This is a genomic window from Halovenus rubra (assembly GCF_026586665.1).
In the GTDB taxonomy this organism is placed as follows: domain Archaea; phylum Halobacteriota; class Halobacteria; order Halobacteriales; family Haloarculaceae; genus Halovenus; species Halovenus rubra.
Window position 1 is genome coordinate 175,835 of record NZ_JAODIY010000001.1, and the last position, 23,750, is coordinate 199,584.

24 protein-coding genes and 1 pseudogene are annotated in these 23,750 nt (G+C 57.9%); 11 read left to right on the forward strand and 14 right to left on the reverse strand.

What is annotated here, in order from left to right; translation table 11 throughout:
* Positions 1 to 65: 65 nt before the first annotated feature.
* The gene (locus N5098_RS00820; RefSeq protein ID WP_368407983.1) at positions 66 to 1,049 is read left to right on the forward strand and encodes a glycosyltransferase family 4 protein; all 984 of its coding nucleotides are present in this window, start codon (positions 66 to 68) and stop codon (positions 1,047 to 1,049) included.
* A complete protein-coding gene (locus N5098_RS00825; protein WP_267635779.1) occupies positions 1,046 to 2,131 on the forward strand; it encodes a glycosyltransferase in 1,086 nt (361 codons plus the stop codon). Before N5098_RS00820 ends, N5098_RS00825 begins: the two co-directional genes overlap by 4 nt.
* 76 nt (positions 2,132 to 2,207) lie before the next feature.
* On the opposite strand, the gene N5098_RS00830 is transcribed toward N5098_RS00825, so the two are convergent.
* Positions 2,208 to 3,863: a DUF255 domain-containing protein gene (locus N5098_RS00830; RefSeq protein WP_267635780.1), complete on the reverse strand. Its 1,656-nt coding sequence runs from the start codon at positions 3,861 to 3,863 to the stop codon at positions 2,208 to 2,210.
* A 273-nt stretch (positions 3,864 to 4,136) separates the two neighbouring features.
* Here N5098_RS00830 and N5098_RS00835 point away from each other — a divergent pair, with 273 nt between their 5' ends.
* The gene (locus N5098_RS00835; RefSeq protein WP_382230352.1) at positions 4,137 to 4,421 is read left to right on the forward strand and encodes a hypothetical protein; all 285 of its coding nucleotides are present in this window, start codon (positions 4,137 to 4,139) and stop codon (positions 4,419 to 4,421) included.
* Here the strand turns inward: N5098_RS00835 and N5098_RS00840 are convergent.
* A complete protein-coding gene (locus N5098_RS00840; protein ID WP_267635781.1) occupies positions 4,384 to 5,931 on the reverse strand; it encodes a TrkH family potassium uptake protein in 1,548 nt (515 codons plus the stop codon). The two genes, N5098_RS00835 and N5098_RS00840, sit on opposite strands and share 38 nt — an antisense overlap.
* A 28-nt stretch (positions 5,932 to 5,959) precedes the next feature.
* Complete coding sequence (locus N5098_RS00845) at positions 5,960 to 6,646, reverse strand: potassium channel family protein (RefSeq protein WP_267635782.1); 687 nt, start codon at positions 6,644 to 6,646, stop codon at positions 5,960 to 5,962.
* A gap of 106 nt (positions 6,647 to 6,752) precedes the next feature.
* Between N5098_RS00845 and N5098_RS00850 the strand changes: the two genes are divergently transcribed.
* Positions 6,753 to 7,097, forward strand: a complete 345-nt coding sequence (locus tag N5098_RS00850; RefSeq protein ID WP_267635783.1) for a hypothetical protein — start codon at positions 6,753 to 6,755, stop codon at positions 7,095 to 7,097.
* Between the two features lie 248 nt (positions 7,098 to 7,345).
* Complete coding sequence (locus N5098_RS00855) at positions 7,346 to 8,659, forward strand: exonuclease/endonuclease/phosphatase family protein (RefSeq protein ID WP_267635784.1); 1,314 nt, start codon at positions 7,346 to 7,348, stop codon at positions 8,657 to 8,659.
* Between the two features lie 38 nt (positions 8,660 to 8,697).
* On the opposite strand, the gene N5098_RS00860 is transcribed toward N5098_RS00855, so the two are convergent.
* From N5098_RS00860 to N5098_RS00870, 3 genes and pseudogenes are all read right to left on the reverse strand, one after another.
* Positions 8,698 to 9,810, reverse strand: coding sequence for an OBG GTPase family GTP-binding protein (locus tag N5098_RS00860; protein ID WP_267635785.1), 1,113 nt, complete (start codon positions 9,808 to 9,810; stop codon positions 8,698 to 8,700).
* 63 nt (positions 9,811 to 9,873) lie between these two features.
* On the reverse strand, positions 9,874 to 11,139 hold the full coding sequence (locus N5098_RS00865; protein ID WP_267635786.1) for an MgtC/SapB family protein: 1,266 nt from the start codon (positions 11,137 to 11,139) through the stop codon (positions 9,874 to 9,876).
* Positions 11,140 to 11,366: 227 nt separating this feature from the next.
* Positions 11,367 to 11,558, reverse strand: a pseudogene (locus N5098_RS00870) (helix-turn-helix domain-containing protein); the annotation flags it as partial.
* A gap of 130 nt (positions 11,559 to 11,688) precedes the next feature.
* Between N5098_RS00870 and N5098_RS00875 the strand changes: the two are divergent.
* Entirely contained in the window at positions 11,689 to 11,853 is a 165-nt protein-coding gene (locus tag N5098_RS00875; protein ID WP_267635787.1) for a hypothetical protein, read from the forward strand.
* Positions 11,854 to 12,109: 256 nt separating this feature from the next.
* Positions 12,110 to 12,475, forward strand: coding sequence for a GNAT family N-acetyltransferase (locus tag N5098_RS00880; protein WP_368407977.1), 366 nt, complete (start codon positions 12,110 to 12,112; stop codon positions 12,473 to 12,475).
* A gap of 198 nt (positions 12,476 to 12,673) precedes the next feature.
* Here the strand turns inward: N5098_RS00880 and N5098_RS00885 are convergent, their stop codons facing one another.
* The 6 genes from N5098_RS00885 to N5098_RS00910 all read right to left on the reverse strand — a co-directional run bounded on the left by N5098_RS00885 (position 12,674) and on the right by N5098_RS00910 (position 16,997).
* Entirely contained in the window at positions 12,674 to 12,847 is a 174-nt protein-coding gene (locus N5098_RS00885; RefSeq protein ID WP_267635788.1) for a hypothetical protein, read from the reverse strand.
* Between the two features lie 141 nt (positions 12,848 to 12,988).
* Positions 12,989 to 13,306 carry an NADPH-dependent FMN reductase gene (locus N5098_RS00890; protein WP_267635789.1) on the reverse strand — a complete coding sequence of 106 codons (318 nt, stop codon included), beginning with the start codon at positions 13,304 to 13,306 and terminating at the stop codon, positions 12,989 to 12,991.
* Positions 13,281 to 13,556: a hypothetical protein gene (locus tag N5098_RS00895; protein ID WP_267635790.1), complete on the reverse strand. Its 276-nt coding sequence runs from the start codon at positions 13,554 to 13,556 to the stop codon at positions 13,281 to 13,283. The genes N5098_RS00890 and N5098_RS00895 overlap by 26 nt, the downstream gene beginning before the upstream one ends.
* A 21-nt stretch (positions 13,557 to 13,577) precedes the next feature.
* The gene (locus tag N5098_RS00900; protein WP_267635791.1) at positions 13,578 to 13,982 is read right to left on the reverse strand and encodes an LLM class flavin-dependent oxidoreductase; all 405 of its coding nucleotides are present in this window, start codon (positions 13,980 to 13,982) and stop codon (positions 13,578 to 13,580) included.
* 26 nt (positions 13,983 to 14,008) lie between these two features.
* Positions 14,009 to 14,596 carry a DUF6149 family protein gene (locus N5098_RS00905; protein WP_267635792.1) on the reverse strand — a complete coding sequence of 196 codons (588 nt, stop codon included), beginning with the start codon at positions 14,594 to 14,596 and terminating at the stop codon, positions 14,009 to 14,011.
* Positions 14,597 to 14,669: 73 nt separating this feature from the next.
* Positions 14,670 to 16,997, reverse strand: coding sequence for a DEAD/DEAH box helicase (locus tag N5098_RS00910; protein WP_267635793.1), 2,328 nt, complete (start codon positions 16,995 to 16,997; stop codon positions 14,670 to 14,672).
* 155 nt (positions 16,998 to 17,152) lie between these two features.
* Here N5098_RS00910 and N5098_RS00915 point away from each other — a divergent pair, with 155 nt between their 5' ends.
* The 3 genes from N5098_RS00915 (at position 17,153) to N5098_RS00925 (ending at position 21,266) form a co-directional block, all read left to right on the forward strand.
* The gene (locus tag N5098_RS00915; RefSeq protein ID WP_267635794.1) at positions 17,153 to 18,325 is read left to right on the forward strand and encodes a threonine synthase; all 1,173 of its coding nucleotides are present in this window, start codon (positions 17,153 to 17,155) and stop codon (positions 18,323 to 18,325) included.
* A 70-nt stretch (positions 18,326 to 18,395) separates the two neighbouring features.
* Positions 18,396 to 19,958, forward strand: coding sequence for a glutamate-cysteine ligase family protein (locus tag N5098_RS00920; protein WP_267635795.1), 1,563 nt, complete (start codon positions 18,396 to 18,398; stop codon positions 19,956 to 19,958).
* Between the two features lie 144 nt (positions 19,959 to 20,102).
* Positions 20,103 to 21,266: an NAD(P)/FAD-dependent oxidoreductase gene (locus N5098_RS00925; protein ID WP_267635796.1), complete on the forward strand. Its 1,164-nt coding sequence runs from the start codon at positions 20,103 to 20,105 to the stop codon at positions 21,264 to 21,266.
* Between the two features lie 156 nt (positions 21,267 to 21,422).
* Here N5098_RS00925 and N5098_RS00930 read toward each other — a convergent pair whose 3' ends face one another.
* Together N5098_RS00930 and cdd are read right to left on the reverse strand one after the other, a co-directional pair.
* Positions 21,423 to 22,283, reverse strand: a complete 861-nt coding sequence (locus N5098_RS00930; RefSeq protein ID WP_267635797.1) for a nucleoside phosphorylase — start codon at positions 22,281 to 22,283, stop codon at positions 21,423 to 21,425.
* Positions 22,280 to 22,690, reverse strand: coding sequence for a cytidine deaminase (gene cdd, locus N5098_RS00935; protein ID WP_267635798.1), 411 nt, complete (start codon positions 22,688 to 22,690; stop codon positions 22,280 to 22,282). The genes N5098_RS00930 and cdd overlap by 4 nt, the downstream gene beginning before the upstream one ends.
* A gap of 84 nt (positions 22,691 to 22,774) precedes the next feature.
* Here cdd and N5098_RS00940 point away from each other — a divergent pair, with 84 nt between their 5' ends.
* On the forward strand, positions 22,775 to 23,641 hold the full coding sequence (locus N5098_RS00940; RefSeq protein ID WP_267635799.1) for an SDR family oxidoreductase: 867 nt from the start codon (positions 22,775 to 22,777) through the stop codon (positions 23,639 to 23,641).
* Positions 23,642 to 23,750: the final 109 nt, after the last annotated feature.

Here is a 23,750-nt window from a genome sequence, read left to right on the forward strand (position 1 = left end):
GCGTCTCCAGTGCGAACGCCCAACCCGATCAAAAGCCGAGAACTGCCGAGCATACCGGTGACACGATAAAAATCAGCCATTACTTTGAATTCGAGGAACATGTCACCGGCGGTATTCACGAGTCGGTCGCCCACCAGCGAAAAATGCTTGACCACGTTGGTATCGAGTACACGACCGAACCGGTACTCGACGCTGACGTGTTTCATACTAACGTGATGGGTCCGCGCTCGGTCTGGTACGCGAGACGTGCCCGCTCGAACGGTGTCCCTGTAGTTGCACATACACACGTCACTGCCGAGGACTTCGGGGATAGCTTCCGGTTTACGAACACGCTTGCCCGACCGTTAAAGCCCTACCTCAAGTGGGCATACAGTCACGCCGACGCACTTGTCTGTCCCTCTACGTACAACCAAGCCCTCATCGAAAAGTACACTGACGTCTCGACAACGGTCATCTCCAACGGCGTCGACCAAGAGAAATTGGCTGGCTTTGAATCTCTCGAAGCCGAGTACCGGAACCGCTACGACCTCGACCCACCAGTTGTCTTTCTCGTGGGGCACGTCATCAAGCGCAAAGGGCTCGAAACGTTCGTCGAGCTAGCCAGGCGCAAGCCGGATATCGACTTTGCGTGGTTTGGCCCGCTCGACATGAAACTGAAGGGGCGGGAAACAACACGACTCATCGAGAATGCACCCGACAACTGTACGTTTACTGGCTTTGTCGAGGACATCCGTGGAGCCTTCGCCGCAGGCGACATCTTCTGTTTCCCGACACACGAAGAAAACGAAGGAATCGCACTGCTAGAAGCGATGAGCGCGGGCAAGCCACTACTCATCCGTGATATCCAGACGTTCTCGTGGTTGGACGACGGCGAAGAGTGCCTGAAAGTTTCCGGTGATATTGACGGATTCGAGACGGCACTAGAGCGCCTTACCGACGATGACCTTCGTGCTCGCCTCGGCGCGAACGCGAAACAGCGTAGCGAGGCGTTCTCGTTGTCGGCGGTCGCAGACCGCTATCACGACCTGTATCAGGAGGTAACACGATGAAAATTGGCTTTTTTACAGACAGCTATTTCCCCAAAATCGACGGTGTAACGTACACGATTAAACTCTGGCGTGCGGAACTCGAAGCCCAGGGACATGAGGTGTACATCGTATACCCGGATGGTGATTACGACCCTGACGAACGCGAAATTCCGGTCACATCGCTGCCAAACCCCTTCTACCGCGGCTACCGGATTCCGCTGTTCAGGCGGCCCTCCACGCTGCCAGACCTCGACGTGGTGCATTGCCATGGACCGGCTTCGGTGAGTCTCCTCGGTCGCTACTATGCTTGGAGACACGACCTCCCAACAGTGTACACCCACCACACGCCAGTCGAGGAGTACTTCGACCAAGGGGTTAAATTCGAGTCGGTCGCCGATGCACTGGCGAAAGTATACCTCCCGATCGAAGAGAGCTATCTCGAAAGCTTCGACGCGGTGACTGCCTCGACTGAGCGCATCGACCGAGACATCAACCACATCCCGCTCCCAGTCGGCATCGATATGGATTTTTTCGAGCCGACCCAAACACGCTGGTACGAGGACCGTACAGTTATTGGATACAGCGGCCGCCTGAGCAAGGAGAAAAACGTCGACGAGATTTTGGAGGTCGCCAGACAACTCCCCGAGTACGACTTCGTTATCGTCGGCGAAGGACCCTATGCGGAGACACTCAAGCGCAACCCGCCAGCCAACGTGACGTTCCGTGACTTTCTGCCTCGCGAGGAATTACCCATCTTCTACTCGTCTATCGATACGTTCGTTACCGCATCGACGGCCGACACGCTGGGGCTGTCGACGCTCGAAGCAAACGCCTGTGGGACACCGATTGCCGCCGCGGATACGCCGCCATTCGACGAGACGATTGGTTCCGAAAACGGTGAGCGATTCGAGTACGGTAACATTGGTGCCATGGTTGAGGCCATCGACTCGTGTCTCGACAGCACGTACGAGACCAGAGCCGCAGTCAAACGGTACGATGTCGATGATACCATGTCTCGCCTCACCACCCTCTACGAGAACCCGCAGGCTACGGCCCGAGAACTAACTGACGAAATCCCGTCGAAAACGCCGCCTGCACGCTAACTTCTCTAATTTCATACGAGTTGTAACCCTGATACTGTCGCCGGCTGTCTGCTGTCTGCGTTTGTTCCGTCGAAAACTACGCCGTGAGCAGTGCTTCGAGTTCAGCAGGCGTGCGTGCCTCTCCCTGTCTCTCGCCATCGGTGAGCAGGCATGCGGCCGCTTCGGGGCGCTCTCGGGTTGTGATTGTGCTCGCTGGCTCAGGAACGACAACAGCTTCGTGATCAGCTAGCCGGAGAGCAGCGCGGTGGAGCTCGCTTTCCGCCTCAGTTCCAACTGTGAGCACCTCCAGCCCGTCAAGCCTAGCCGCGACCGTCGCGTAGTGTGCGACCTCGACACCCATCCGTTCGGCTGCCCCGGCGAAGGTTCCAATCGCGTCGTTAGCCGCCTCTCGGTAGCGCTTTTCACCAGTGAGTCCCCAAAGGTCAAGCAGGCTGTCTGCGAGTTCGACGGCCGTATCCAGTGGATACTGGGGGTCGGCGAGCAGCGCCGTACCGTCGTCGGGGCTGTCCTGAAACGAGCCATCTGCCGTCTGGAGGGTGTCAAGCGTCCAGTCAGCGACGGCGACAGCCGGCCCGGGTTCGCCGAGGACGGACCACGAGGTGGTCAGCGCACGCAGAAGTCGTGCCTGGTCGACGAGCAAGCCACTTGGCCCAGCCGTTTGGCCGTCATGGAAGCGGGTGACACGTCCGCTCTCATCGACGAGCGTGTTAAGAATCGTTTCGCGGGCCTGTCGGGCGTACTGGCGTGCCATTTCGTCGTCGGTGTACGCGTAGTACCGTAACAACGCGTCGATAACGAGTCCGTTGTGTCCAGCAAAAATCGTCTCATCGACAGCCGGCGCGTCGGTATTCTCGCGCTCTGTTGGTTCTAACCGGAAGTATTCCTCATCACCGCCCTGGCTTGCGGCGAAGGCTCCGCCGTCTTGGCTACCCTCGTCGGTCCATAGCGTCGTCGTCAGGAATTCGACGCCGCGCTCGGCGGACTCGCGGTAACTTTCTTCGCCTGTGTAGCGGTAGCCATGTGCCAGCGCCCGGACGACTGCGGCATTCTCATCGGCCAACTTCTCACAGCGCGCCGCCCGCCAGTTTCGGTTCCGGCTGAATCGGTAGAACCCACCGTCATAGGTGTCGAGCAGATGAGTCTGAACTGCATCGAGTGCGCGGGTGGCTTGGTCTCGCGCCCGGACAAGCGCGAACTCGATAGTGCGGGGAAGCGGGAACTTCACGTCGGTTCCCCAGCCGCCAAACTCGTCGTCGTGAGTTGCGAGTAACTGCTCGACCATGTGCTCTTCGACACGGGCAGTTACCTCGCCACCAGGTGGCTCCTCACGGAGCGACCGTGGAAGCGAGCCGGCTTCCTCGCCGTTGCTGTCCCATGTACGCCTGACACGGTCGAGAATCTCCCGGAAGCCATCGATACCGAGGGTGGTCGCGCCGGTCAGAATCTGCCCCTCAGGTGTACAGAACACAGTCGACGGAAACCCTCCCATGTTATACCGTTCCCGGATGGCAGGGCGGCGGTCAGCGTCGACCCGAACCGGGATGAAGCCGTCGTTGATGTTCGCCGCGATACGTGGCTCGGCGTATGTCGCCGCCTCCATCTTGTGACTCTCTTCGGACCACTCTGTCATAAGCGCGAGCAACACCGGCTTGCCTGCCTCGCTGGCCTCTTCGAAGGCTTCCTGTCCCCACTCGCGCCACTCGACGTGCGTAACGCCAGAGCTATTATCCATACTTGAACTTGGCTTCACTGGCTTTAAGAAGACTGTTCGACCGCGAGGGGTCTTTTCTGTCGAACAACTGGCCGCTGAACGACACGGTCAGCGTTTGCCCACGAAACATCTATTGAACTTTGGAAAAAAGTGCCAAAGACAGACATGCTACCTGCCCTCCCATTTCGTTTGCTCCCCACAGCGTGGTGGTTTGCATCTGTCGGCGCTGTCGCTTCGTTGCCTGTGGCCGTTGTTCTTGGGTACCTGCCATACGCAACTTATGGTGGGTGTATCATGATACTCGGTGCATTCATCGCGGGCGCTGCCGCGACGGCCCGCTTGGCGGACCCGGCCGACGCCGGCGCACGCGCTGGCTTCCTTGGCGGTGTCGTGGCAGTCGGTACGTCGGTTGCCGGTTCTCTTAGTGGGTCGCCGTCTACGCTCCTGTTTTTGCCGTTTGCCGGCGCGGTTGTCCTCTCTGTTGCACCTCTGTTTGGTCTCCTCTGTGGTCGTCTCGGTGCATGGACGAGCACGAAACTCCTCACCGATACAGGTCGAAACGCTGGAAGAGCGAACTGAGTAGGACCGCTATGGGAATAATTTCCAGCCGCCCAACCCACATATTGACTACCAACATTATTTTCGACAGGTTGGGCATCGTCGGCCCGGTAATCCCCGAGTCAAGCCCGACGTTGCTCTGTGCACTCATCACCTCAAAGAGTACGTACTCCAGTGGGTGTTCCGGTGAGAGCACCTGTAAGAGCACGACGACCCCAACCAGAAGAGTGCTAAGCCAAAGAATCAACACGACAGCGGCCTCTGTGTACTCACGGCGAAACTGTGAGTCCTTTAGCCGCCGTTCACCGATTTCGAAGTAGCGGACAGCAGAACTAGGGACGAATACGCGTTTAATCTCCCAGGCTGTGCCCTTGACCAGCGTGATGGCGCGAATGAGCTTGATACCACTGACCGTTGACCCGGCTGCCGCGCCGGTGAGCATCCCCAAACAAGAGAGCAACACTGGGCTAGTTCCCCATACCTGCTTGGTGCCTTCACCGATTGTTACCGTCCCGAAGCCAGCGTTCGACGTCGCGGAGACAAATTGAAACAGTGCGACCCTGAACGTCTCTTCGAGTGTCTCGTACTGGTTCGCGTGGTGTAAGAGACCAGTCAACAGTACCGACCCGGCACTGAACCAGATGAACACCCACCGCGTCTGGAGGTCGGTATAGAAATTCCGCAACTCTCCTTTGACGATCAGGTAGTGGACAGGAAACGCGATACTCCCCGCCACCATCACCGGAACGACGGCGTACTCGATGAGGGGATCGCCGTAGTGGCCGATCGATGCGGCATGAACCGAAAACCCGCCGGTTGCGATACCCGTCATTCCGTGGTTGAGTGCGTCCCAGAGTGGCATTCCAACGACCAGAAACAAGAGCACCGATGAAAGCGTCAGTCCGACATAAATCTTCCAGATTTCTTGGACAGTCGAGACGACGCTTGGATGAATCTTTTCCGAGCGTGCTTCGCTTTCATACAGCGTCAACGAGCCACTTCCCGGCCGAGCCAGAATTGCAACAGTCAGGACGATGACCCCGACGCCGCCGACCCACTCGGTAAACGAGCGCCACCAGTGCAAGGATTTTGGCAGCAACTCTTCTTTTGTAGCCATTGTCAGTCCAGTTCCAGTAAACCCACTCATACTCTCGAAGACGGCATCGACCGGTCGCAAGAACACCGAAACTGTGTCATTCATCACGGGCGTATTCGCCACCGCTGGGTACGGGTCATACTTAATTGTCGCTGCGATAAACAAGAACGGGAGCGAACCGAGCAGGCCTGTAAGCGCCCAGGACATCGCGGCTGTTACCATTGCTTCGAGTTTTCCCGGTGGCTCTGCATCTTGGTAGCGCGTGCTGAGGGCGGTCCCGATGCCGGCCATTACAACTGCGGTCAGTGCAAACGCAGGGACTGCGTAGAACTCGCCATGAACGGCGGCAATCCCTATTGACACCACGGGCATGAGCGCAATTACTCGGAGGATTCGACCGACGTCGCGTGCGGTAGTCTGAGCTGAAAGCATCATTGCGTATTATCTCCAAAAGCCACGCTCGTCATTGCGGGTCGTCTTCGACGTGGCCAAAGAGGTCCGTCAACTCAGGGTCTGCGCCGAACCCGGAGTACACTGTCAGCAGGTCGCCGGCCGCAATTTCGATGTTTCCTCGCGGCGTAATCGGCGGGTCTTGTCCGCCGCGCTCGATTGCGACAATGAGCACATCTTCTGGGATGAGATGCTCGTTTGCGGCCTCTTGAAGTGTCTTCCCAACCACGGGTGCACTCTCCGTGACAGTTATTTCGAAAACCTCCGCCTCCTCGCCAATTTTCATATAATCGACGATAGCCGGGCGTGCGACCGACCGGTAGAGGTAGTCCGCGATAAGCTGCTGAGGATTTTCCATCGTGTGCACACCAATCTGCTCGTAGAGTGCCATATGCTCGGGGTTATGGACAACTGCCACGACAGAGGGAATTTCAAGCTCCTTTGCAAGGAGCGATATCATAACATTCGTCGCATCCTTGGCTGTCGTCGAAATAATCGCATCGGCCTGGTCTGCTCCAGCATCCTCAAGAACGTCCTTTGTCGTCGCATCGTCGTTGAGGACCAGACAGTCGTACTCGCTTGCAATCTCGTCTGCGCGCTGTGAATCGTTCTCGACGACAACGACATCGTTTCCCGAACGGGTAGCGGTCTCGATGAGTGGACCGCCGATATCGCCCGCGCCAACGATAATCAAATACATCTTAGTTGGTTTTTTTCACAACTCGGTGAAAAGCTATCGATGCCAGTGTCGGTGGGGTGGTTCTGTGAAGGCACAACTTATATCGGTCCGATGGCAACGTCGAAACATGCCAGACGACAAGCCGGAGCCGCCGAGCATGCTTCCCTCGACTGTCGTCGAAGCCGTCGACGACCTAAACGAGGCGGAGCTACGAGCGATTATCGATTACGTGCACGACCGACAGGAGTTCCTTCACACTGCTGTCGCCGACCAGATAGAAGCCGCGCCGGGTGAAGAGATTATTCGTATCGAGGAACGACCCGGGCACACGAAAGTACTCAAGCGTGAACCCTGTGGTGAAAAATGCCAAGACTGCCCACACGGGCCGTATCTCTATCACGTCCGGGAGGAAGCTCGTCCTGACGGTGAGACACACCTCCAGTGGCATTATCTCGGTCACTCCGAGGAGTAACCGTAGGGGTATTGTCACACTGCATAGCAGACACGCGTGTTTGCCCCTCGATAAACTACTGGACGGGCAAACAGTTCAATGTCTCTGCGGTCAGAATACCTGAACAGTCCCATCACCGACTGGCTTGTACTGGTGACCGACTGGTCAGCCCCCGCTTTAATGGGTGCCCAATCTGGCTTGAAGTTGTTCGGTCTGTCGGTTTGCTGTTTGGCTGACCGTTTTGTGTCTTCGCATCGTACGCTCGCTTGATGCCGTCTCCAGTGGACCGTCAGCCGACAGCGACACGCCGTGGGGTGCTTCGAGGAGCCGCCGGGGCCGTAGCGGGCGTCGCGGCCGTCTCTCGCCGGACAGCAGGGCAGACGCCTCCAACCGCTACACCGACGGTGATGACACAGAACGTCTATGTCGGCGTCGACCTGTTTGACCTCGTTGATGCCGACTCGACTGCAGCGTTACTCTTGACTCTTGGCCGGTTTCTTGACCAGTTGGACCCGGACCGGTACGCGGCGCGTGCGCGTGGCATCGCGGCCTCAATCACGACTGCCCAACCCGATGTTGTCGCCCTCCAAGAGGTCACACAGATAGAGCAGTTGGGAGAGGAAGAACGCGAGACTATTGTCGATATGCGCTCCCAAATTCAGTCGGCACTTGCTGTTCAGGATCTCTCATACGAAATTGCCGCCCAGACGGCGACGGCCGACCTTACACTGCCAACTCTTGGCGACCAGGCCGGCCTGCGTGTTGCGAACCGGGATGTCTTGCTTGTCCAGGAGGACCATTCGACGGCCAACGTGATGACCGGAACGTACGACGCCACGGCCTCGGTTGCCATTCCTGATAGCGACCGCACATTCTCAATCGAACGAGGATATGCGGCCGCCGACGTGACAGTCGAGGATGCCACGTTCACCGCGATTTCGACACACTTCGAAGCCTCTTCGCGGTCGACCCGCGAGACACAGGCAACAGAGTTACTCGAACTTGTTCCCACAGACCGGCCAGTCGTTCTCGCGGGGGATTTCAACAGTGGACCGGGGACGACGACTGACGCGTACACCCAACTCACCGACCGCTTTGAGGATCCATTTGCCACACTCCATCCGAACGAGGACGCGTTCACATGCTGTCAGGCGGGAAATCTGGAAAACGAACAGTCACAACTGGAGAAGCGAGTTGACACCATCCTTTCTGATGGAGACATGCAACCGACGGCCGTCCGTCGGGTTGGCCATCGACGAAAAGACCGCATCACGTTCGACTCCGAGGCTGGGCCGGTCGAGCTTTGGCCGTCAGACCACGCAGGGGTCGTCGCAACCTTCGAGATGGAAACGCAAGACGGTCAGACGCCGACTGCGACGCCCACAACAACACCGACACCCGTATCGAACACCCAGACGGCGACCGAATCGGATGCGTCGCCGGAGACAACAAACACTACTCCGATAACAGATACCGTTGACTCAGATGACGGCAACGGCCCGGGGTTCGGGGTGATAAGTGCTCTTGGCGCAGTCGGTGGGCTGGGGTATGCACTGCGTCGTCGACTCGGCAGAAACGAGTAGCAACCGCTCGTAGCTACAGAGACAGCCGGGAGAATCGCTTATTTACTCGTGATGATGCGAAGTACGTCTTCGTCGGCGAGTTCGTGGCCGGTGCCAACCTGCTGTTCGTCGTGTTTGGCGCTCGAACCGCTCACGCGAGCGAATCGGAACCGCTCGTCGAAACTGCCGCCGAGTTTCTCACAGGCATCCTCGACAGTTGCGCCCTCGAAGAGCATCAGTGGCTCATCGTAGTCGACTCCTCGACCCGGCTTGTCCATGTAGATGCGAATGAGACCGAGCTCATCCCAGATACGCTCTTTGAGCGCGTCTATCCCTTTCTCCTTTACTGCGCTAATGAAGATTGCCTCCTCAGGGTCGATATCGTGGTCACAAAGCTGGCTGTCGACAGTTTCCTTGTAATCCGGTTCGATGAGGTCAGCTTTGTTAACTGCTACCAATGAAGGCAAGTAGACGCGGTTATCGCGGATACCGTCGATGAGTTCGTCGATGTCGACTTGTTCGCCGATAGTTACGTCGGCGTTTGCGTGGCCGTGTTCACGGATAATCTCCGAGACGGTCCCCTCGTCGAGATTGAGGTCTACAGTCGAGTTGATAGCAATACCGTCCTTTCCTTTGGGGCGGATAGAGATACGTGGGGGCTGTTGGTCGAGGCGGATCCCGTTTTTATAAAGCTCATCGTAGAGTCGCTGGTACTGGTCGATTTCAAACACCGAGAGTACGAACACAACGAGGTCGGCCGTTCGGACAACCGACAGAACCTCCTGTCCATCACCCCGCCCGCCAGCTGCACCCTCGATGAGACCGGGCACATCAAGCATCTGGATGTTTGCGCCGCGATACTGGAGCATCCCCGGGTTCACATCGAGTGTTGTGAACTCGTAGGAGCCCGTTTTGCTGTCCGCGTTTGTCATGGCGTTGATGAGCGTCGATTTGCCGACGCTCGGGAAGCCGACAAGAGCGACTGTTGCGTCGCCGTGTTTTTCGACGGCGTATCCAGGACCACCACCCGAGGAAGACTGGCGCCTTGCGAATTCCTCTTTTTTCTCCGCAAGCTTGGACTTCAGACGCCCGATATGTGCCTCTGTCGACTTGTTGTACGGGGTTTCCTGAATCTCCTGCTCGATGTCGGCTATCTCCTCTTCGAGCCCCATTATTCGCATGTAGGACTGTCGACAGTCAAAAGGGCTTTTGTCCGGAGTTGTCCCACTGGTTGCTCACAGCACAACGAACACCAGTAATCCTGACAGTCCAATGACGACCATCGGTAAAATAGCTTGTCTCCGCATCTGGTCGTTGAGCAACTCAACCAGCACAATCTTCGCAACTAAGCTGGCGACGATGGCGAGTAGTATCATCCCGGCGGCCGGTTCGGCTTCAATTGACCCGTCCGAAAAAAGCGTTGCAGCCGAGACGGCAACGGCAGCCGAAGAAACCAATCCCCCCGCAAACGAGGTGGCATACAGCCCTAACTGTCCGAACAGCTCCTCGCCAGCGACGCTGGCTAGAACGATGCCAACATACGCAAGAGCGAATTTCCCGGCCGCGACAAACGAAAACGGGGAATCGAAGTCGAAATCGTACTCCTCCTCTGTTTGGCCACGCACCAGACTCAGGTAGGCAAGCCCAACTGTGAGCACGAGCATGACGGCCACGGGGAGCCAAAGAACCCAGAGCAGCGGGACCGCAAGCACTGACGCGATAACGGCGTTCCGGACAATCATCGAGCCCGAAGCAAGCAACAGCGCCGAGGAGGCGGCGTCAACAGTTTTACGCGACTGGTTTACCATCCGAGCAAGGACACCCGCAGTTGCAAGCGAGTTTGCGCTCCCAGCGAGTACGCCCGTCACCTGTAGCCCGGTCGAGCCACCGAACTGACGCATCGAGATGTAGGCCCCAAACTGGATGAGGAGAACAAAGATGGCAAAGACAAGCACCTCACGCAGGTTCACAACACCGTAAGGGTCAATCGGCTCCGTCGGGAGGATGGGATAGAGGATAAAAACGAGTGCGACGAGTTTCATCGAATCGGATAGTTCCTCGTCAGTGAGCCGGTTGATATAGCTATGGATAACCTCTTTTTCGGCCAGCAAAACCGCAGTGATGATACCGATGGAAGTCGCCTCGAACAACAGCCCGTAGCCGACAAGCAGACCAAGCACGCCGACCAAAAAGACGGTGACAGTTGTGGTAAATCCGAGTTCGTCACCCCGAAGCCGGAACCGGACGTAGGCAATAGCCAACGCGAGCGTGCCGACGAGAGTTAGATAGACAACGACCAACATCGGCAACTCTGCGCGGTCTGCAACTGCGACGACTGCTGGCGCGGTCCCCGCTAGCAGTGCCATTGTTCGAACACCCGCGAACTTATCCATCCGCTCGCGTTCGAGGCCGATGAGACCCCCGATAGCGATAGCGATGGTGACAGAGACCAACAGGTCAGGGACGGCAAACACGTCCTGTACAGGCGATACATCCAGCATGAGCGGTCACGCTCGTCGGGTTGCTGGTGAGAGATTCAGCCTCGCCAAACGAATCACCAGCAAGTCTACATTGTATAACTATCCATTCGCCTATAAGTCGTGGGGCGGGACAATCTCATAGTGATTATCGCGGTAATTTTCGTGACCCTGTCACAGGACTAGCCGTGTCATCTCGTGTGAAATTTGTCTAATGTTGCCACGGCGGTAACGACTCGCAATAATCAGTATCAGAGGCTGGTGCGGGCAGGCCGTTCGTCGGCGACTCTACTGGTATCGACGTGTTCTTTGATGAGTTTTCTCTCCGTGCGGTGAAGCGTTTCGCTGATTGTCGACTTCGCACGACCAACTTCGTCGGCGAGTTCTGTTACCGAACATTGTCGTGGTGTGTCGTAGTATCTCATCTGGATTGCCTGTTCGACGAATGTCTGTTGAGGGCGACCGGTTCACGATAGAGAACTCGACTGGCTTGCTGACGATTGACCTTGCCTTTCGACTGGTCGAGACGGACGCTACGCTGCGTACGAACAGGTAGACGGTATCTTCGAGACGATGGAGACGCGGTACGTCATCGACGAAAGAGAGGAGCGGCAACGACCGAGTTTGCACTCGATACGGCTCTCGTCGGCCCGTTACTCGATGCGACCGTCATCTCCAGACAGCGTCGAAACGAACTCACCAAAACAGTTCGACTACATCGAACGTACTGTGGCATAGCGGGCTTGTTTCCCGTCTGTACGAACAGCAGTCGAACCGATGTCACATCTTGTCATACCGGGCCAATTTTTATCGGACTGTCGTGACTGGCAGAATATACGTATGGAGATTCGCCACATCGAGGACCGGCAAGAAGTGAGGGAACTCATTAGAGCCCAACGGGCTGGCGTGGCGCGAGGCCTACGATGGACTCCTCCCTGCTGACGTACTGGAGGCACAGCCGGTCGACCCGGATGAGGCCGAGGTCGACCGGTGGATGGCGGGTATCGAGGCGAACCGTGAGGGCGTGTTGGTCGCCGTCGTCGATGGGGCAGTCCGGGGTTTTGTCGACATCCGGTGGGGTGACGCCGAGACCAAAGCCTTCGTCAACGAGAGCGAAGCCGACCTGAAAGCCATCTACGTCGAACCGGAGTACTGGGGAGAGGGTATCGGAACCAAACTGCTGGAACGCGGACTCGCTTTGCTTCCGGATTTGACCGAGGCAGTCCGCCTGGACGTCTTCGCCAAGAACGAAAGGGCCCGCCAGTTTTACGAATCCCATGGATTCGAGCAGACTGACAGGAGCGAACACGAAATCGCGGAGCAGTCGTTCCCTGTCGCCATCTATTCGCTCCACAGCTGACAGACGCTACGGATTGCCAGAGAACGTCTCGGCGTGCCGAACTCCTTCGGGATGATTCTGAGGGTGAACGGACTCGTAGGGCGGGTACGGAGTATCCTCGGCATGTATTCTGAGATCATCGAAGAACTGCCTGCACTCCGGGACTTCGTCGCTGACTTCGACGCTGTACTCTAGTCGGTGTTTTTTCTCGACCTGTCGTCACCCACCACCGCCGGCGACACCACTGCCGATTGCAGCACCGCAGTTGTCACAGGCGACGACATAGAACCGTTTAGAGGAACGAAACAGTCCTGCCATCTTTGCGTCCATGTCGAGGAACTCGACATCCGATTCTTCGTGAATGTCGCTTTCACATTCAGGGCAATGTACCATGCCTGTACAACTGGCGGCGGCTTCAGTAAGTAGCTTTCTGACAGTAACATATTATAACAAAAACAACAGTTTCTATCTGAGACGTGATGCCGGTGGCGGTCATATAGTCATAGCAACGCCGTCTGGACCGGTTCGAACCCGCTAGCGATAGCGACCTGTAGCAAACCGGCGAAGATAAAGTTCAACGGTCGCCCGCGCGAGTGTTGTCAGCCGGTCCCGAATCTTGGCGTTACTCACCTCTCGGCTCTCATCGAAATGGCTGTCAGTTGCGTAGACGCTCCCACCGACTGTCTGTGCGCCGAAAAAAGCAAACAGCGGCCGAAGCTCCTGGTCGATGGTGAGGTAGTGATGGGGCGTTGCACTAGTCGCGATGAAGCCGACTGCTGTGTTTTCGAAGGGGCCGTGGGGCTGCCGACGAGACCGAGCAGGCGTGTCATCTTGCCACCTCTGGCCCGCCAATCTGCTCGACTGTCTCATCCTCGATTGGGTTGGATTCGAGTTCTTCGGCCTCACGGACTGCTGGAATGATTGTCTTGCCGAAGTGTGCAAGCTCCTCGTCGTAGTGCAAAAACCCGGTTAACACGATATCGATACCGATAGCATCGAGTTGCCGAATTCGCTCGATAATCTGCTCGCCAGTGCCGATGAGGCCCGTTTTGAAGCCGTCATTATACTGAACAAGGTCTTCGAAGTCGGAGTCGGCCCACATCCCATCGTCTTCAGTGGTCGACTATCCGACCTCTGTAACCTGTTCTTTGAACGCCTCGACAGCCTCCTCGGTCGCGTTCTCGATGATGCCTTCCAATTTCCCCTTTGCTTCCTGCTCGGTTTCGCGCTGGATGACGAAGGCGTTCGCGGCAAAGCGTGGTGGCTCTGTCCCGAACTCGTCGGCGTACTCCTTGACATCATCAAGAACCGTTTGAATCTTTTCGAGGCTGCCGCCGTTAATGAACAGCACGTCGGCCTGTCGGGCGGCCATCTGTCGGGCTGCCTGCGAGTTTCCGCCTTGGAAAACCTGTGGATACGGCTCTTGAACGGGTTTTGGCTTGAGTGGTGCGCCCTCGAACCATCCCGAGACGATATTCATCGAAAAACGGCCATCGCTGACACAAGATGTGTCGCTATCGGTAGCCACCGAATCGCAGTACTGTGGGCAGATAGTCACTCCGTGTTGTCCTCGACACCGGGGGCTGCAGTCGGGTCGATTTCGTCGGGTCTTTGGCCGCTCCCGACGGTCATCTCTCCGTCGGCGAGTTCGACGTACACATCGTCAGAGAAGCCGGCAATGGCGTTCTCGTACGTGGCGGCGTCGCGTTTCTCGGGTGTTGCAGGAGCTGACGGGACTCCCGTGGCCGGCCGAAACTCGCCGAGTGCGTCGTCAATCGTGATATCGTGTGCGCTGAAAAAGTCGTCGTAGCGTCGGTAGTGTTCCTCTAGTTCGTCGCCGGGTATCTCCATCATCTCTGTCCAGCCGTGTGTAAAAAAGTCAAAATTCGCCTGAATGTGTGTAATTTCTCGGGCTTGGGCCTCGGAGTAGTCCGCCTGCAGCGCCGCGAGGTAGGTATCCATTGTCGCGTCGAAGAACGCATCGAGATGGTCTTTACGCTCGTCTTGGCGCGACTTGGCGGCTTTTTCGAGGAAAATCTTCGTGTGCAGACGGACCAGACCGTAGTTTGCAACTGCGCTAATTCCCGGCATGGTCAGTGCTTTGCGTGCCGCCCAGTGGCGCGGATTCTGGCGGATTTTCATCTCGCCGGGGCCTTTGACTGTACGGACTTGAGCGCCACGGTTACAGAATCGATGTGCACGCTATCTCAGTCGATTATATTCGGGAGAGTAACTCTCTCAGCAGTTTCCGTGCTTGTGTCTTGTCCAGTGGGTCGTTCCCGTTCCCACAGTGGGGTGACTGGACGCAAGCTGGACAGCCAGTTTCGCAGGGACACTCTGTGAGCAACTCCTCCGTTTCGCCCATCAGCGCCTCGATGCGGTCATAGCCTGTTCGCGTGAGACCGACACCGCCGGGGTAACCGTCGTAGATGAAGATGGTGCTCTGGTCGGTATGGGGATGATATGGAGTCGAGAGCCCACCGATATCGCGCCGGTCACAGACCAACTGGAGTGGAAAAAGCGAAATCATGGCATGCTCGGCAGCATGAATCGCGCCGGCAAAACTCCCATCGGTTGCTCGTATCGTCTGCTCTACGTCTGTCGGGACCGTAAAGTATAGCGCTCGCGTCGAAAGCGTCGTTTCTGGAAGCGACAGGGAATCCTGCCCAAGCGTTTCGCCGCTGCGCCGGTCACGACGTTCGAACCCTGTAATCTGCTTGCGCATCGTCACATCTGCGAACCTGATGGACACGTCGTCCCGCGTCGAGAGCGTCGTTTCCTCGCGGTCGTCTTCGACGGTTATTGACTTCTCGTGTAGTACCTGCGTGTAGTAATCTACACGGGTCGGCCGCAGCTCCGCTCGGTCCCGTTTCAGGTCGAGTCGCTCTACCTCGTAGGTTGTCCCCTGGTGGTGGTAAACTGCGCCGGTATGGGCGTCTCGGAGTGTGTCACCAAACGAGAGCGAGCCGATGCGCTCGTCGCGGCTAGCGTCGATAAGCGTTATCTCACGCTCGTCAATTGTCCGGAGACTCATCTCGTGTTGGGGACTCCCGTCGCCTGCTTTCGTCCAGCGTATCCCGTCGTCAGTCTGCTGGCGGTCAAGCAACCCCTCGTCAGTGAGCGTGGCGACGTGCTCGGGGAACGACTCGCCGAAGTGGTCTTCATCGGCAGGGCAGAGCCATGACTCGGTGGCGGCTGCCCTGACGTGTTTGGGAAGCAACTGGTCGTTGTCAGGGTTAGCGACTGCACGTTCGGGAGTTCCCTCGAAAAACTCTCCAGGATGACGCATAACGTACTGGTCGAGCTGGTCCTCGCCGGCGACCAACACAACCAGACTTGGCTCCTCGCCCCGTCCCGCTCGCCCCGCTTGCTGATAGGTCGCCATCCGCGTTCCGGGGTACCCATCGAGGATGACTGCGTCCAGCCCGCCGATATCGACGCCGAGCTCCAGTGCGTTCGTACTCCAGACCCCACGTATCTCGCCGCTGTGGAGCCCTTCTTCGATTTCCTCTCGTCGGTCCTGTGGGAGTGCGGCCTGATAGGCGGCGATGCTGTCGGCGAGTGTGTGTTCTCCGCGTTCGCGGAGGGCTTTTTTACTGTCCGTCGCGTACCGCTCGGCAGCCTGACGCGCACGGGTAAACACCGCTGTCTGGGACCCCCGACTCACCAGGTCGACAAACAGCCGCTTGGTCTCTGTGTGACTGGACCGACGGTTACCGTGGCCGGTCGTCCCACCCGACTCACTGTACTCTGGTGGATTCCAGAACAGCCAATGTGTTGGCCCGGTCGCGCTCGTGTCGTCATCGATTAGCCTGAATGACGCGGGTGGCTGACCGGTGACAGTCGCGGCGTGTTCGATGGGATTTTCGATAGTTGCCGAGCAACAGACGTACTGTGGGTCAGTATCGAACTCTCGGCAAAGGCGCGCAAGGCGGCGAAACACCAGTCCGACGTGGCTACCGAAAACGCCGCGATACTCGTGGACCTCATCCAGCACGACCGTCGAGAGGTTCTCGAACAACCAGTCCCAGAGCCGCCGAGCATGCGGGAGGAGGCCGTAATGAAGCATGTCTGGCGTCATAAGCACGAGCGTTGGCCGACGGTCTCTGACTGCCTGTTTTTCTTGACGGGAGAGACGGCCGGTGTACTGGTCGACAGTGACCGCCGTCCCAAAGCCCAGTGAACGGGCCAACGCCGACAGTGTCTCCTCTTGATCGTTGATAAGCGCCACCTGCGGCGCGATATACAGCGTTGTCGCCCCTGCTGACAGTGCACGCTCAAAAGCCGGGACGGTGTACGCGAGGCTCTTCCCGCTAGCTGTCGGCGTTGCGAGAACGACGTTTTTGCCTGTCCGGATGGCGTCGATGGCATCGGCTTGGTGCTGGTACAGGTCGGTGATGCCGTGGTCGTCGAGTGCGCGCTCGACTCTGGAGGCGATATCGACTGCCCGAGTATTGGCCTCGCGGCCGGAGACGACACGGTGCGTTTCAACCTGTCCGCTCTCACCGGACTGCTCTGTCAGCCACGAGATAGTCTCGTCCACGTTAGGGCGTTGCGGCTGGACTCTCCAGAACGTTTCCCTTCTGAGAGTATTACAACCGCTTTCTTTGCTGTCAGCCCCCTGCCAAAACAGAGCCTGCGCCCCGACAACGGAGAACGAGGGACAGGTCTTAGTCGCCCGGGTCCTGAAGCGGCGATATGGAGACGACAGAGGGATTTACCGGACTTCGTTGCCTATCCTGTGACAATCTCGCCGACGGCACCGAGAATCATTGTCCAGAGTGTGGCGGCATACTCGACCCCAGCTACGAGACGGATGCACTCGAACATGCTCACGATAACCTTGACAGCGACTCGGGCTCGGGGCTTCCCGACGCTATCCTCCCGTTTGCGAGTGAAGACCTCATCACGCTCGGTGAGGGTGGTGTCACTCTTGTCGAGTGCCCGTCGCTTGCCAACAAGTTAGATGTCGGCCGTGTTGTGGTTGCCGACGAGGGGCACAATCCGACGGGCGGTGTGGTCGACCGTGAGTTTGCTGTCGCGGTGACGGCGGCGCGTATGTCGGAGGCCGAGACGGTCGCGCTTCCGACAACAGGGAACGGGGGGCAGGCCGCTGCCGCCTATGCCGCTCGCGCGGGCCTTGACGTTGAGTGTTTCGTTCCCTCCCGGTGTGTCTTTGCGAACAAGGCCATGATAAACGTCCACGGCGGCGAGATGTCGGTTATCGGTGGACGGTATCCCGACGCAGTCGAGGCCTTCACGGACGCAAACGAGGACGAAGACTGGTACTCGCTGGCTCCATTCGGGACACCCTACCGCCACGAAGGAGCAAAGACACTTGCCTATGACCTCTATACAGCACTTGCCGGTGTCCCCGATGCTGTCGTCCACCCGACCGCTCACGGGCTGGGACTATTCGGCCTCGCCAAAGGGTTCGGTGAACTCACCTCGACGGGTACTATCGACGGCGAACCCGAACTTTACGCGGCACAACCCGAGGGCTGTGCACCGCTGGTTACTGCCGTTGAGGAGGGTGACGATACCCCTGGGCCTGTCGAGTATCCCGACACAATCTGTGGTGCGCTTGAGGTGCCAGACCCTGCCGGGGGGCAACTCGCACTGGAGGGTATCGAGACGACTGCGGGCGGCGCAGTTGCGGTTGAGGATGATGCGATTCTGGACGGTTCCGCTTCGCTCGCAGCCACGGGAGTACCACTGAGTGCGACCGGTGGCACTGCGGTGGCCGGGACAGAGCAGTTGGCTGACGATGGAGTCTTTGACACCGATGATGTTGTCGTCCTTGTCAACCCGACCACGGCAAATCGTGAGGCCGACATCCTCCGGAGTCACTTGATGAAACAAGGTATCTGAGCGCCCGGGCAACAGACCAAGCAGTCATACCGTCGTCACATTCAAGTCAGCGGCTGCCGAGATACAGTCCATGACACGCACCGACCTCGTGTCGCAGGTGCGGGACGTGCTGTTAGTTGATCCGGAACCGTTTCGTGAACAGGTACGTGCTGATGCTGAGGCAATTATGTCGGCAATCGAAGAGGGGGTATTCGACAATCCGCAGGCGATTATCGGACTCGAATACGAGTTTTATGCTGTCTCGCGCGGGCCAGATCCGAACGTTGCGGGTGGGTCTGATGAGCCACTTGGCTCACTCCAGCGGGTCCCACGTCGACTGCTCAACTTTATCCGGTTCGAGAAAGAACTTGGCCTCCACAACGCCGAGCTCTCGACAAGTCCACTGCCGCTGAACAGCGATGGGTTGCGAGCACAAGAGGCGACTGTCGCCGCCCAGCTCAGGACCGCAAACCAGTGTGTCCGTCGTGAGGGACTGGTGTTGGTCAGTGACGGCATCTGGACGATACCGACACAGGGGGAGACGGCCTGTGACTATCTCACAGATAGCGCCGAAATTGATGGGGTTCACATTGCGTCGAACCTGTCGAAATCGGCACGATATCACGCGATGGCGAATGCGGACTGCGAAGTAACTCCGGCCCTCGAACTCGATGCACCACATGTTTCGCTGTCAGCCCAGACGACTATGCCAGAGAGTCTCATCACGTCGATTCAGCCCCACTATCAGGTTCCGCGGGCACAGACGTTGCCCGAGCGGTTCAGGTACGCGTTGCGGGTTGCTGGCCCCTTGCTCGCCTTGGGTGTCAACTCGCCGCTGTTCCCACCTGACCTCTACGACGACGTTCCGCCAGCCGACATTCTCGCTGACGCGCGGATGAGCAACCGAATCGGTACCTTCGAGTCGGTGTTGAACTCTCGTTCTGGCTCCGGAAAAGTCCGATTTCCGCGTGACATTGCATCTGTTCAGGAAGCTGTCGACCGCATCGTCGATGACGACCTATTGATTCCGATGCCGGTCGATCCGGACCAAGAGTACGGCGCGTTCCAGGCAAAACACGGGACCTACTGGCGCTGGGTGCGTCCCGTGTTTGGTGGCGCGTCCGGTTCACGAGCAAACGCTCGCATCGAGTTCAGACCCATCGCGGCACAGCCGACGGTACGGGATACGATTGCCTTCCAGGCGGCATTTGCTGGGCTAATGGAGGGGTTGCCACAGGCAAATCATCCTGTCTCCGAGCTTGATTGGCAGGTCGCCCACGACAATTTCTACGACGCCGCTGCCGACGGTCTCGATGCCACTCTTCGATGGATTACCGGTTCTGGAACTGAGACGACCGAGACGAACGAAATCTTTGCGGACATCTTCGAGTACGCCGCTGAGGGGCTCCGAAGCTGTGGCCTCTCGGAAGAAACTATCGGGCGATACATTGGTCCGCTTCGTCGACGCGTCCGCCACGACCTATCGCCTGCTGGCTGGAAGCTTCAACAGGTCCAGCAGGCTCTCGACGACGGTGCTTCCTTCGAGGAAGCCGTCTCTGCTATGCAACGGCAGTATATCCGCCGCCAGTCCGAGACGCTGTTAGAGAGTGACTTTGGCGCGTGGATCGAAGACTACAGCTACCGCGTTCGGTGAGCCCACGCCACTCCTGATTAGTGCGGACGGCTGTAGCGCCGTACAAGCCCGCCGTTTTGCCACTCTCTGTAAGATGTCTGGTAACGCATCTCTATGCGTGCCCAATCCAAAGCCTTTGTATCTCCCCACTACTGAAGCTCCTGTATGACGGAGCAGGTCGTCGTACTCGGGTCCGGGTACGCGGGCGCTGGCGCAGTACGGAGTCTTGAAGACCAACTGGACGGCGAGGCGGATATCGTCTGGGTTTCTGATACTGATCATCACCTTGTTCTCCATGAATCACATCGCTGTATCAGCGATCCCGACGTTGCCGAGAAAATCACAATTCCGATCGACGATATCAAGTCGCCCCGAACAGAGTATCTCCAGGGGACTGTCGATGGCATCGACGTCGACGACCGGACTGTTCACCTCGAAGACGGTCCAGACCAAGAGTACGATTATCTCCTCGTCGGTATTGGGTCTCGAACAGCCTTTTTCGGCATCGACGGCCTGCAAGAAAACTCACATACGCTCAAAAGTCTCGATGACGCCCTCGGCATTCACGAGGATATCAAGGAGGCTGCCTACGAAGCCACACGGTCCGACCCCGCCCACATCGTCATCGGTGGTGCCGGACTCTCTGGCATTCAAAGTGCCGGTGAGGTTGCCAAGTTCCGTGACGAACACAGCGTTCCAATCGAAATATCGCTTGTGGAGGGTCTCGACGAGATCTTCCCCGGAAACGACGACAGCGTCCAACAAGCGCTCCGGAGTCGGCTAGAAGACCGCAATGTGAACATCTTGACGGGTGACTTCATCAGTGAAGTTGACGAGGAACGCGCGTACCTCGGTGAGGATGAGGAACTCGACTACGACGTGCTTCTCTGGACTGGCGGTATCACCGGACGTGATGCAGTTACCGATGTTGAGTTAGAGAAAGACGACCGGAACAAGCGTGTCAACGCCGGACAGACGTTCCAAACCTCAAACGACCGCGTCTTCGCAATCGGTGACGCCGCCCTTATCGAGCAAAACGACGACCCGGCACCGCCGACCGCACAGGCTGCCTGGCAGGCTGCTGAGGTCGCAGGCGAAAACATTGCCCGTGAGATTCGTGGCCAGTCACTCAAACAGTGGACCTACGACGACAAGGGAACAGTCATCTCGGTTGGCGAAGACGCTGTTGCCCATGACGTTTCGATACTGCCATTTGTCGACACCTTCGGTGGATTCCCGGCCCGCACGCTCAAGAAAGGCATTGCCGCTCGCTGGATTGCCTCGGTTACGAGCGTCGGGACGGCGGCAAAAGCCTGGCCCGATATGTAAGATCTGTCGTCACGCCCTGTACATCTATCTACCCGTTGTACACCGTCGGAAGTTTCTTGTGTCGATTATACTGCCAGTGAGACGAAACATCTCGTGTCGAATGGCATCGTTGTGGAAACATTCGCAACGACACTGACCCTCTCGCTTGGGTGGGCGCTACGAGCCAAGCAGCGCGTGCCAACTGCTTGCGCCCTGGTCTTTGACCTCTTCGTCCATCCCGGCAAGTATCGAGACGGCCTTGCTCGCCGTTTTAGCGGCTTTGCTTTCTCCCGTAACCTGGAACTCGCCGGTCGTTCGGTCAGCGTAGACCGTACAAACCGCACCGGCCCGGAGGCCGTAGATATTGGCAAGTGTGAGAATCGCGCTTGCCTCCATCTCGAAATTGAGCACGCCAGCCTCCCGGAGTTCGTTGATTTTGTCGTCGGCGTCGCGGGCGAGAAAACCCTCGAAGCCCTCTCGGCTCTGCCCGGCATAGAAACTATCGGTACTCGCGGTCAGACCAACGTGGTAGGTATACCCCAACTCCTCGGCAGCTGCCGCCAGTGCCGCCACGACAGCGTAGTCAGCGACAGCGGGGTACTCCTCACGGACGTACTCCGTACTTGTCCCTTCCTGTCTGACAGCCCCACTCGTAATAATCAAGTCACCTACGTCGGTCTCCTCTTGAATCGCACCACAGGAACCAACCCGAATGAGAGTCTCTGCGCCGACACGCGCAAGTTCCTCGACAGCAATTGCACTGGAAGGCGCACCGATACCCGTCGACGTAACTGAGATGGGTGTCTCGTCATGGGTACCGGTTGCCGTCCGGTACTCCCGATGGTTGGCAACCACGTCGTGGCCGTCCCAGCAGTCCGTAATCTTCGCCACTCGCTCAGGATTGCCCGGCAGGAGGACCGCATCAGCAACATCGCCTGCCGAGACTTCGAGGTGGTACTGTTCGTCTGTTTTGGGGTCCTCGCTACCGTGACCCGTGCCTGTCTCTTCGTCCGTGCGTTCGTCAGTACTGTCTGTCATAGTGAATCCTCCGCATCATCGAGTGTCTGCGTCGAAATCGTATCGGGAAGCATCGTCCCGAGCGTTTCGGTCTGGACGCCGTCTTCAGTGTCACAGTGAATCCTAAACGCTTCGCCACAGAACTCCGACAGTGTCTGTCGGCACATCCCACAGGGGGCCACGCCGTCGCGGGCAGCCGAGGAGACAGCGAGTGCCTCGAACGTTTGGTGTCCTTCGCGTACTGCAGTGCCAACAGCCACTTCTTCGGCATGCAGGCTGTTTGAGTAGTTCGCGTTTTCGATATTACAGCCCGTGTACACCGTTCCATCGGCGGTTAGCAGGGCTGCTCCGACCTGGTACTCGGAGTAGGGTGCATAGGCGGTCTCGATTGCCGCCCGCGCCTCGTCGATGAGGTCGTCGGCGTCCATATCTCGGCTGTAGACTGGCGGCGGCAAATAGCCACCGACAATGAGACTGCCCAGTATTATATCCGTGGCCGTCAAAGTCTGCCTATGAGTCTCGATAGACCCGATTTGACAGGAAGCACGGCGTTTATCACTGGAACGACACGAGGTATCGGCAAGCAGATTGCGCTTGACTTGGCTGGGCAGGGCTGCAATATCGTTTCGACAGGCAAGACGAGCGAAGAAGATGATGGCTACAGCGAAGACAAAGACGTCAAGGGGACTATCGAGCAGACTGCACGCGAGGCCGAAGAACGCGGGGTCGACGCCTTGCCGATTCAGGTCGATGTCCGAGATGAGGACGCCGTCGAGGCCGCCGCCCAGAAAGCTATTGACCACTTTGGCGAGATAGATATCGTCATCAACAACGCGAGCGCAATTCAGCTTCAGACTGTCGAGGAACTCCCACCCAACCGGTTCGACCTGATGACTGATGTCAACGTTCGGGGAACGTACCTCACCTCCCGTGCATTCATCGACCACCTGAAAGATGTCGAAGACGCGTGGATTCTGACGAACGCACCGCCAGTAAGCATCGACCGCAAGCCCGGTAGCGCGCCGTACACATGGTCTAAGCTGGGAATGTCTTTTGTCACACTCTCGTTGGCCGACGAGCTTTCCGGGTACGATATCGGCTGTAACTCTTTTTGGCCAGTCACGGCAATCGACACCCGGGCAACTCGTTACTTCGGTCTCGGAACTGAAGACGACTGGCGTTCGCCTGACATCGTCTCCGATACTGTGCTGGAAATCCTCCGCCGTGACCCCGCAGAGTTCACCGGCAACGCCCTCTACGACGAGGAACTCCTTCGCGAGGCAGGTCTCGATGACTTTTCGCAGTACAACTTGACCGAAGGCGACCCCGCACCGATGTCCGCACAGATGGCTGACCCCGAGTACAGCCGCTCGGACTAGGATTGTCTACACCGTCTTGCCTGAGTAGCGATTGTCTGCAGTCGTCATCGAGCAGCCAACGCTCGATATCGGGACCTCGTTTCTCAAGATGGAGTCGCCTGATTGCTTG

Bases quoted from the DNA above. Each gene is read 5' to 3' on its own strand.
- cdd (WP_267635798.1), bottom strand. From the start codon at position 22,690: ATGGACGCCGACGACCTCATCGACGAGGCGCGGGCGGCAATCGAGACC.
- N5098_RS00895 (WP_267635790.1), bottom strand. From the start codon at position 13,556: ATGTGGGCCGACTCCGACTTCGAAGACCTTGTTCAGTATAATGACGGC.
- N5098_RS00920 (WP_267635795.1), top strand. From the start codon at position 18,396: ATGACACGCACCGACCTCGTGTCGCAGGTGCGGGACGTGCTGTTAGTT.
- N5098_RS00845 (WP_267635782.1), bottom strand. From the start codon at position 6,646: ATGTATTTGATTATCGTTGGCGCGGGCGATATCGGCGGTCCACTCATC.
- N5098_RS00850 (WP_267635783.1), top strand. From the start codon at position 6,753: ATGCCAGACGACAAGCCGGAGCCGCCGAGCATGCTTCCCTCGACTGTC.
- N5098_RS00840 (WP_267635781.1), bottom strand. From the start codon at position 5,931: ATGATGCTTTCAGCTCAGACTACCGCACGCGACGTCGGTCGAATCCTC.
- N5098_RS00885 (WP_267635788.1), bottom strand. From the start codon at position 12,847: ATGGTACATTGCCCTGAATGTGAAAGCGACATTCACGAAGAATCGGAT.
- N5098_RS00880 (WP_368407977.1), top strand. From the start codon at position 12,110: ATGGCGGGTATCGAGGCGAACCGTGAGGGCGTGTTGGTCGCCGTCGTC.
- N5098_RS00940 (WP_267635799.1), top strand. From the start codon at position 22,775: ATGAGTCTCGATAGACCCGATTTGACAGGAAGCACGGCGTTTATCACT.
- N5098_RS00925 (WP_267635796.1), top strand. From the start codon at position 20,103: ATGACGGAGCAGGTCGTCGTACTCGGGTCCGGGTACGCGGGCGCTGGC.
- N5098_RS00930 (WP_267635797.1), bottom strand. From the start codon at position 22,283: ATGACAGACAGTACTGACGAACGCACGGACGAAGAGACAGGCACGGGT.
- N5098_RS00905 (WP_267635792.1), bottom strand. From the start codon at position 14,596: ATGAAAATCCGCCAGAATCCGCGCCACTGGGCGGCACGCAAAGCACTG.
- N5098_RS00855 (WP_267635784.1), top strand. From the start codon at position 7,346: ATGCCGTCTCCAGTGGACCGTCAGCCGACAGCGACACGCCGTGGGGTG.
- N5098_RS00875 (WP_267635787.1), top strand. From the start codon at position 11,689: ATGGAGACGCGGTACGTCATCGACGAAAGAGAGGAGCGGCAACGACCG.
- N5098_RS00915 (WP_267635794.1), top strand. From the start codon at position 17,153: ATGGAGACGACAGAGGGATTTACCGGACTTCGTTGCCTATCCTGTGAC.
- N5098_RS00865 (WP_267635786.1), bottom strand. From the start codon at position 11,139: ATGCTGGATGTATCGCCTGTACAGGACGTGTTTGCCGTCCCTGACCTG.
- N5098_RS00830 (WP_267635780.1), bottom strand. From the start codon at position 3,863: ATGGATAATAGCTCTGGCGTTACGCACGTCGAGTGGCGCGAGTGGGGA.
- N5098_RS00835 (WP_382230352.1), top strand. From the start codon at position 4,137: ATGATACTCGGTGCATTCATCGCGGGCGCTGCCGCGACGGCCCGCTTG.
- N5098_RS00860 (WP_267635785.1), bottom strand. From the start codon at position 9,810: ATGGGGCTCGAAGAGGAGATAGCCGACATCGAGCAGGAGATTCAGGAA.
- N5098_RS00825 (WP_267635779.1), top strand. From the start codon at position 1,046: ATGAAAATTGGCTTTTTTACAGACAGCTATTTCCCCAAAATCGACGGT.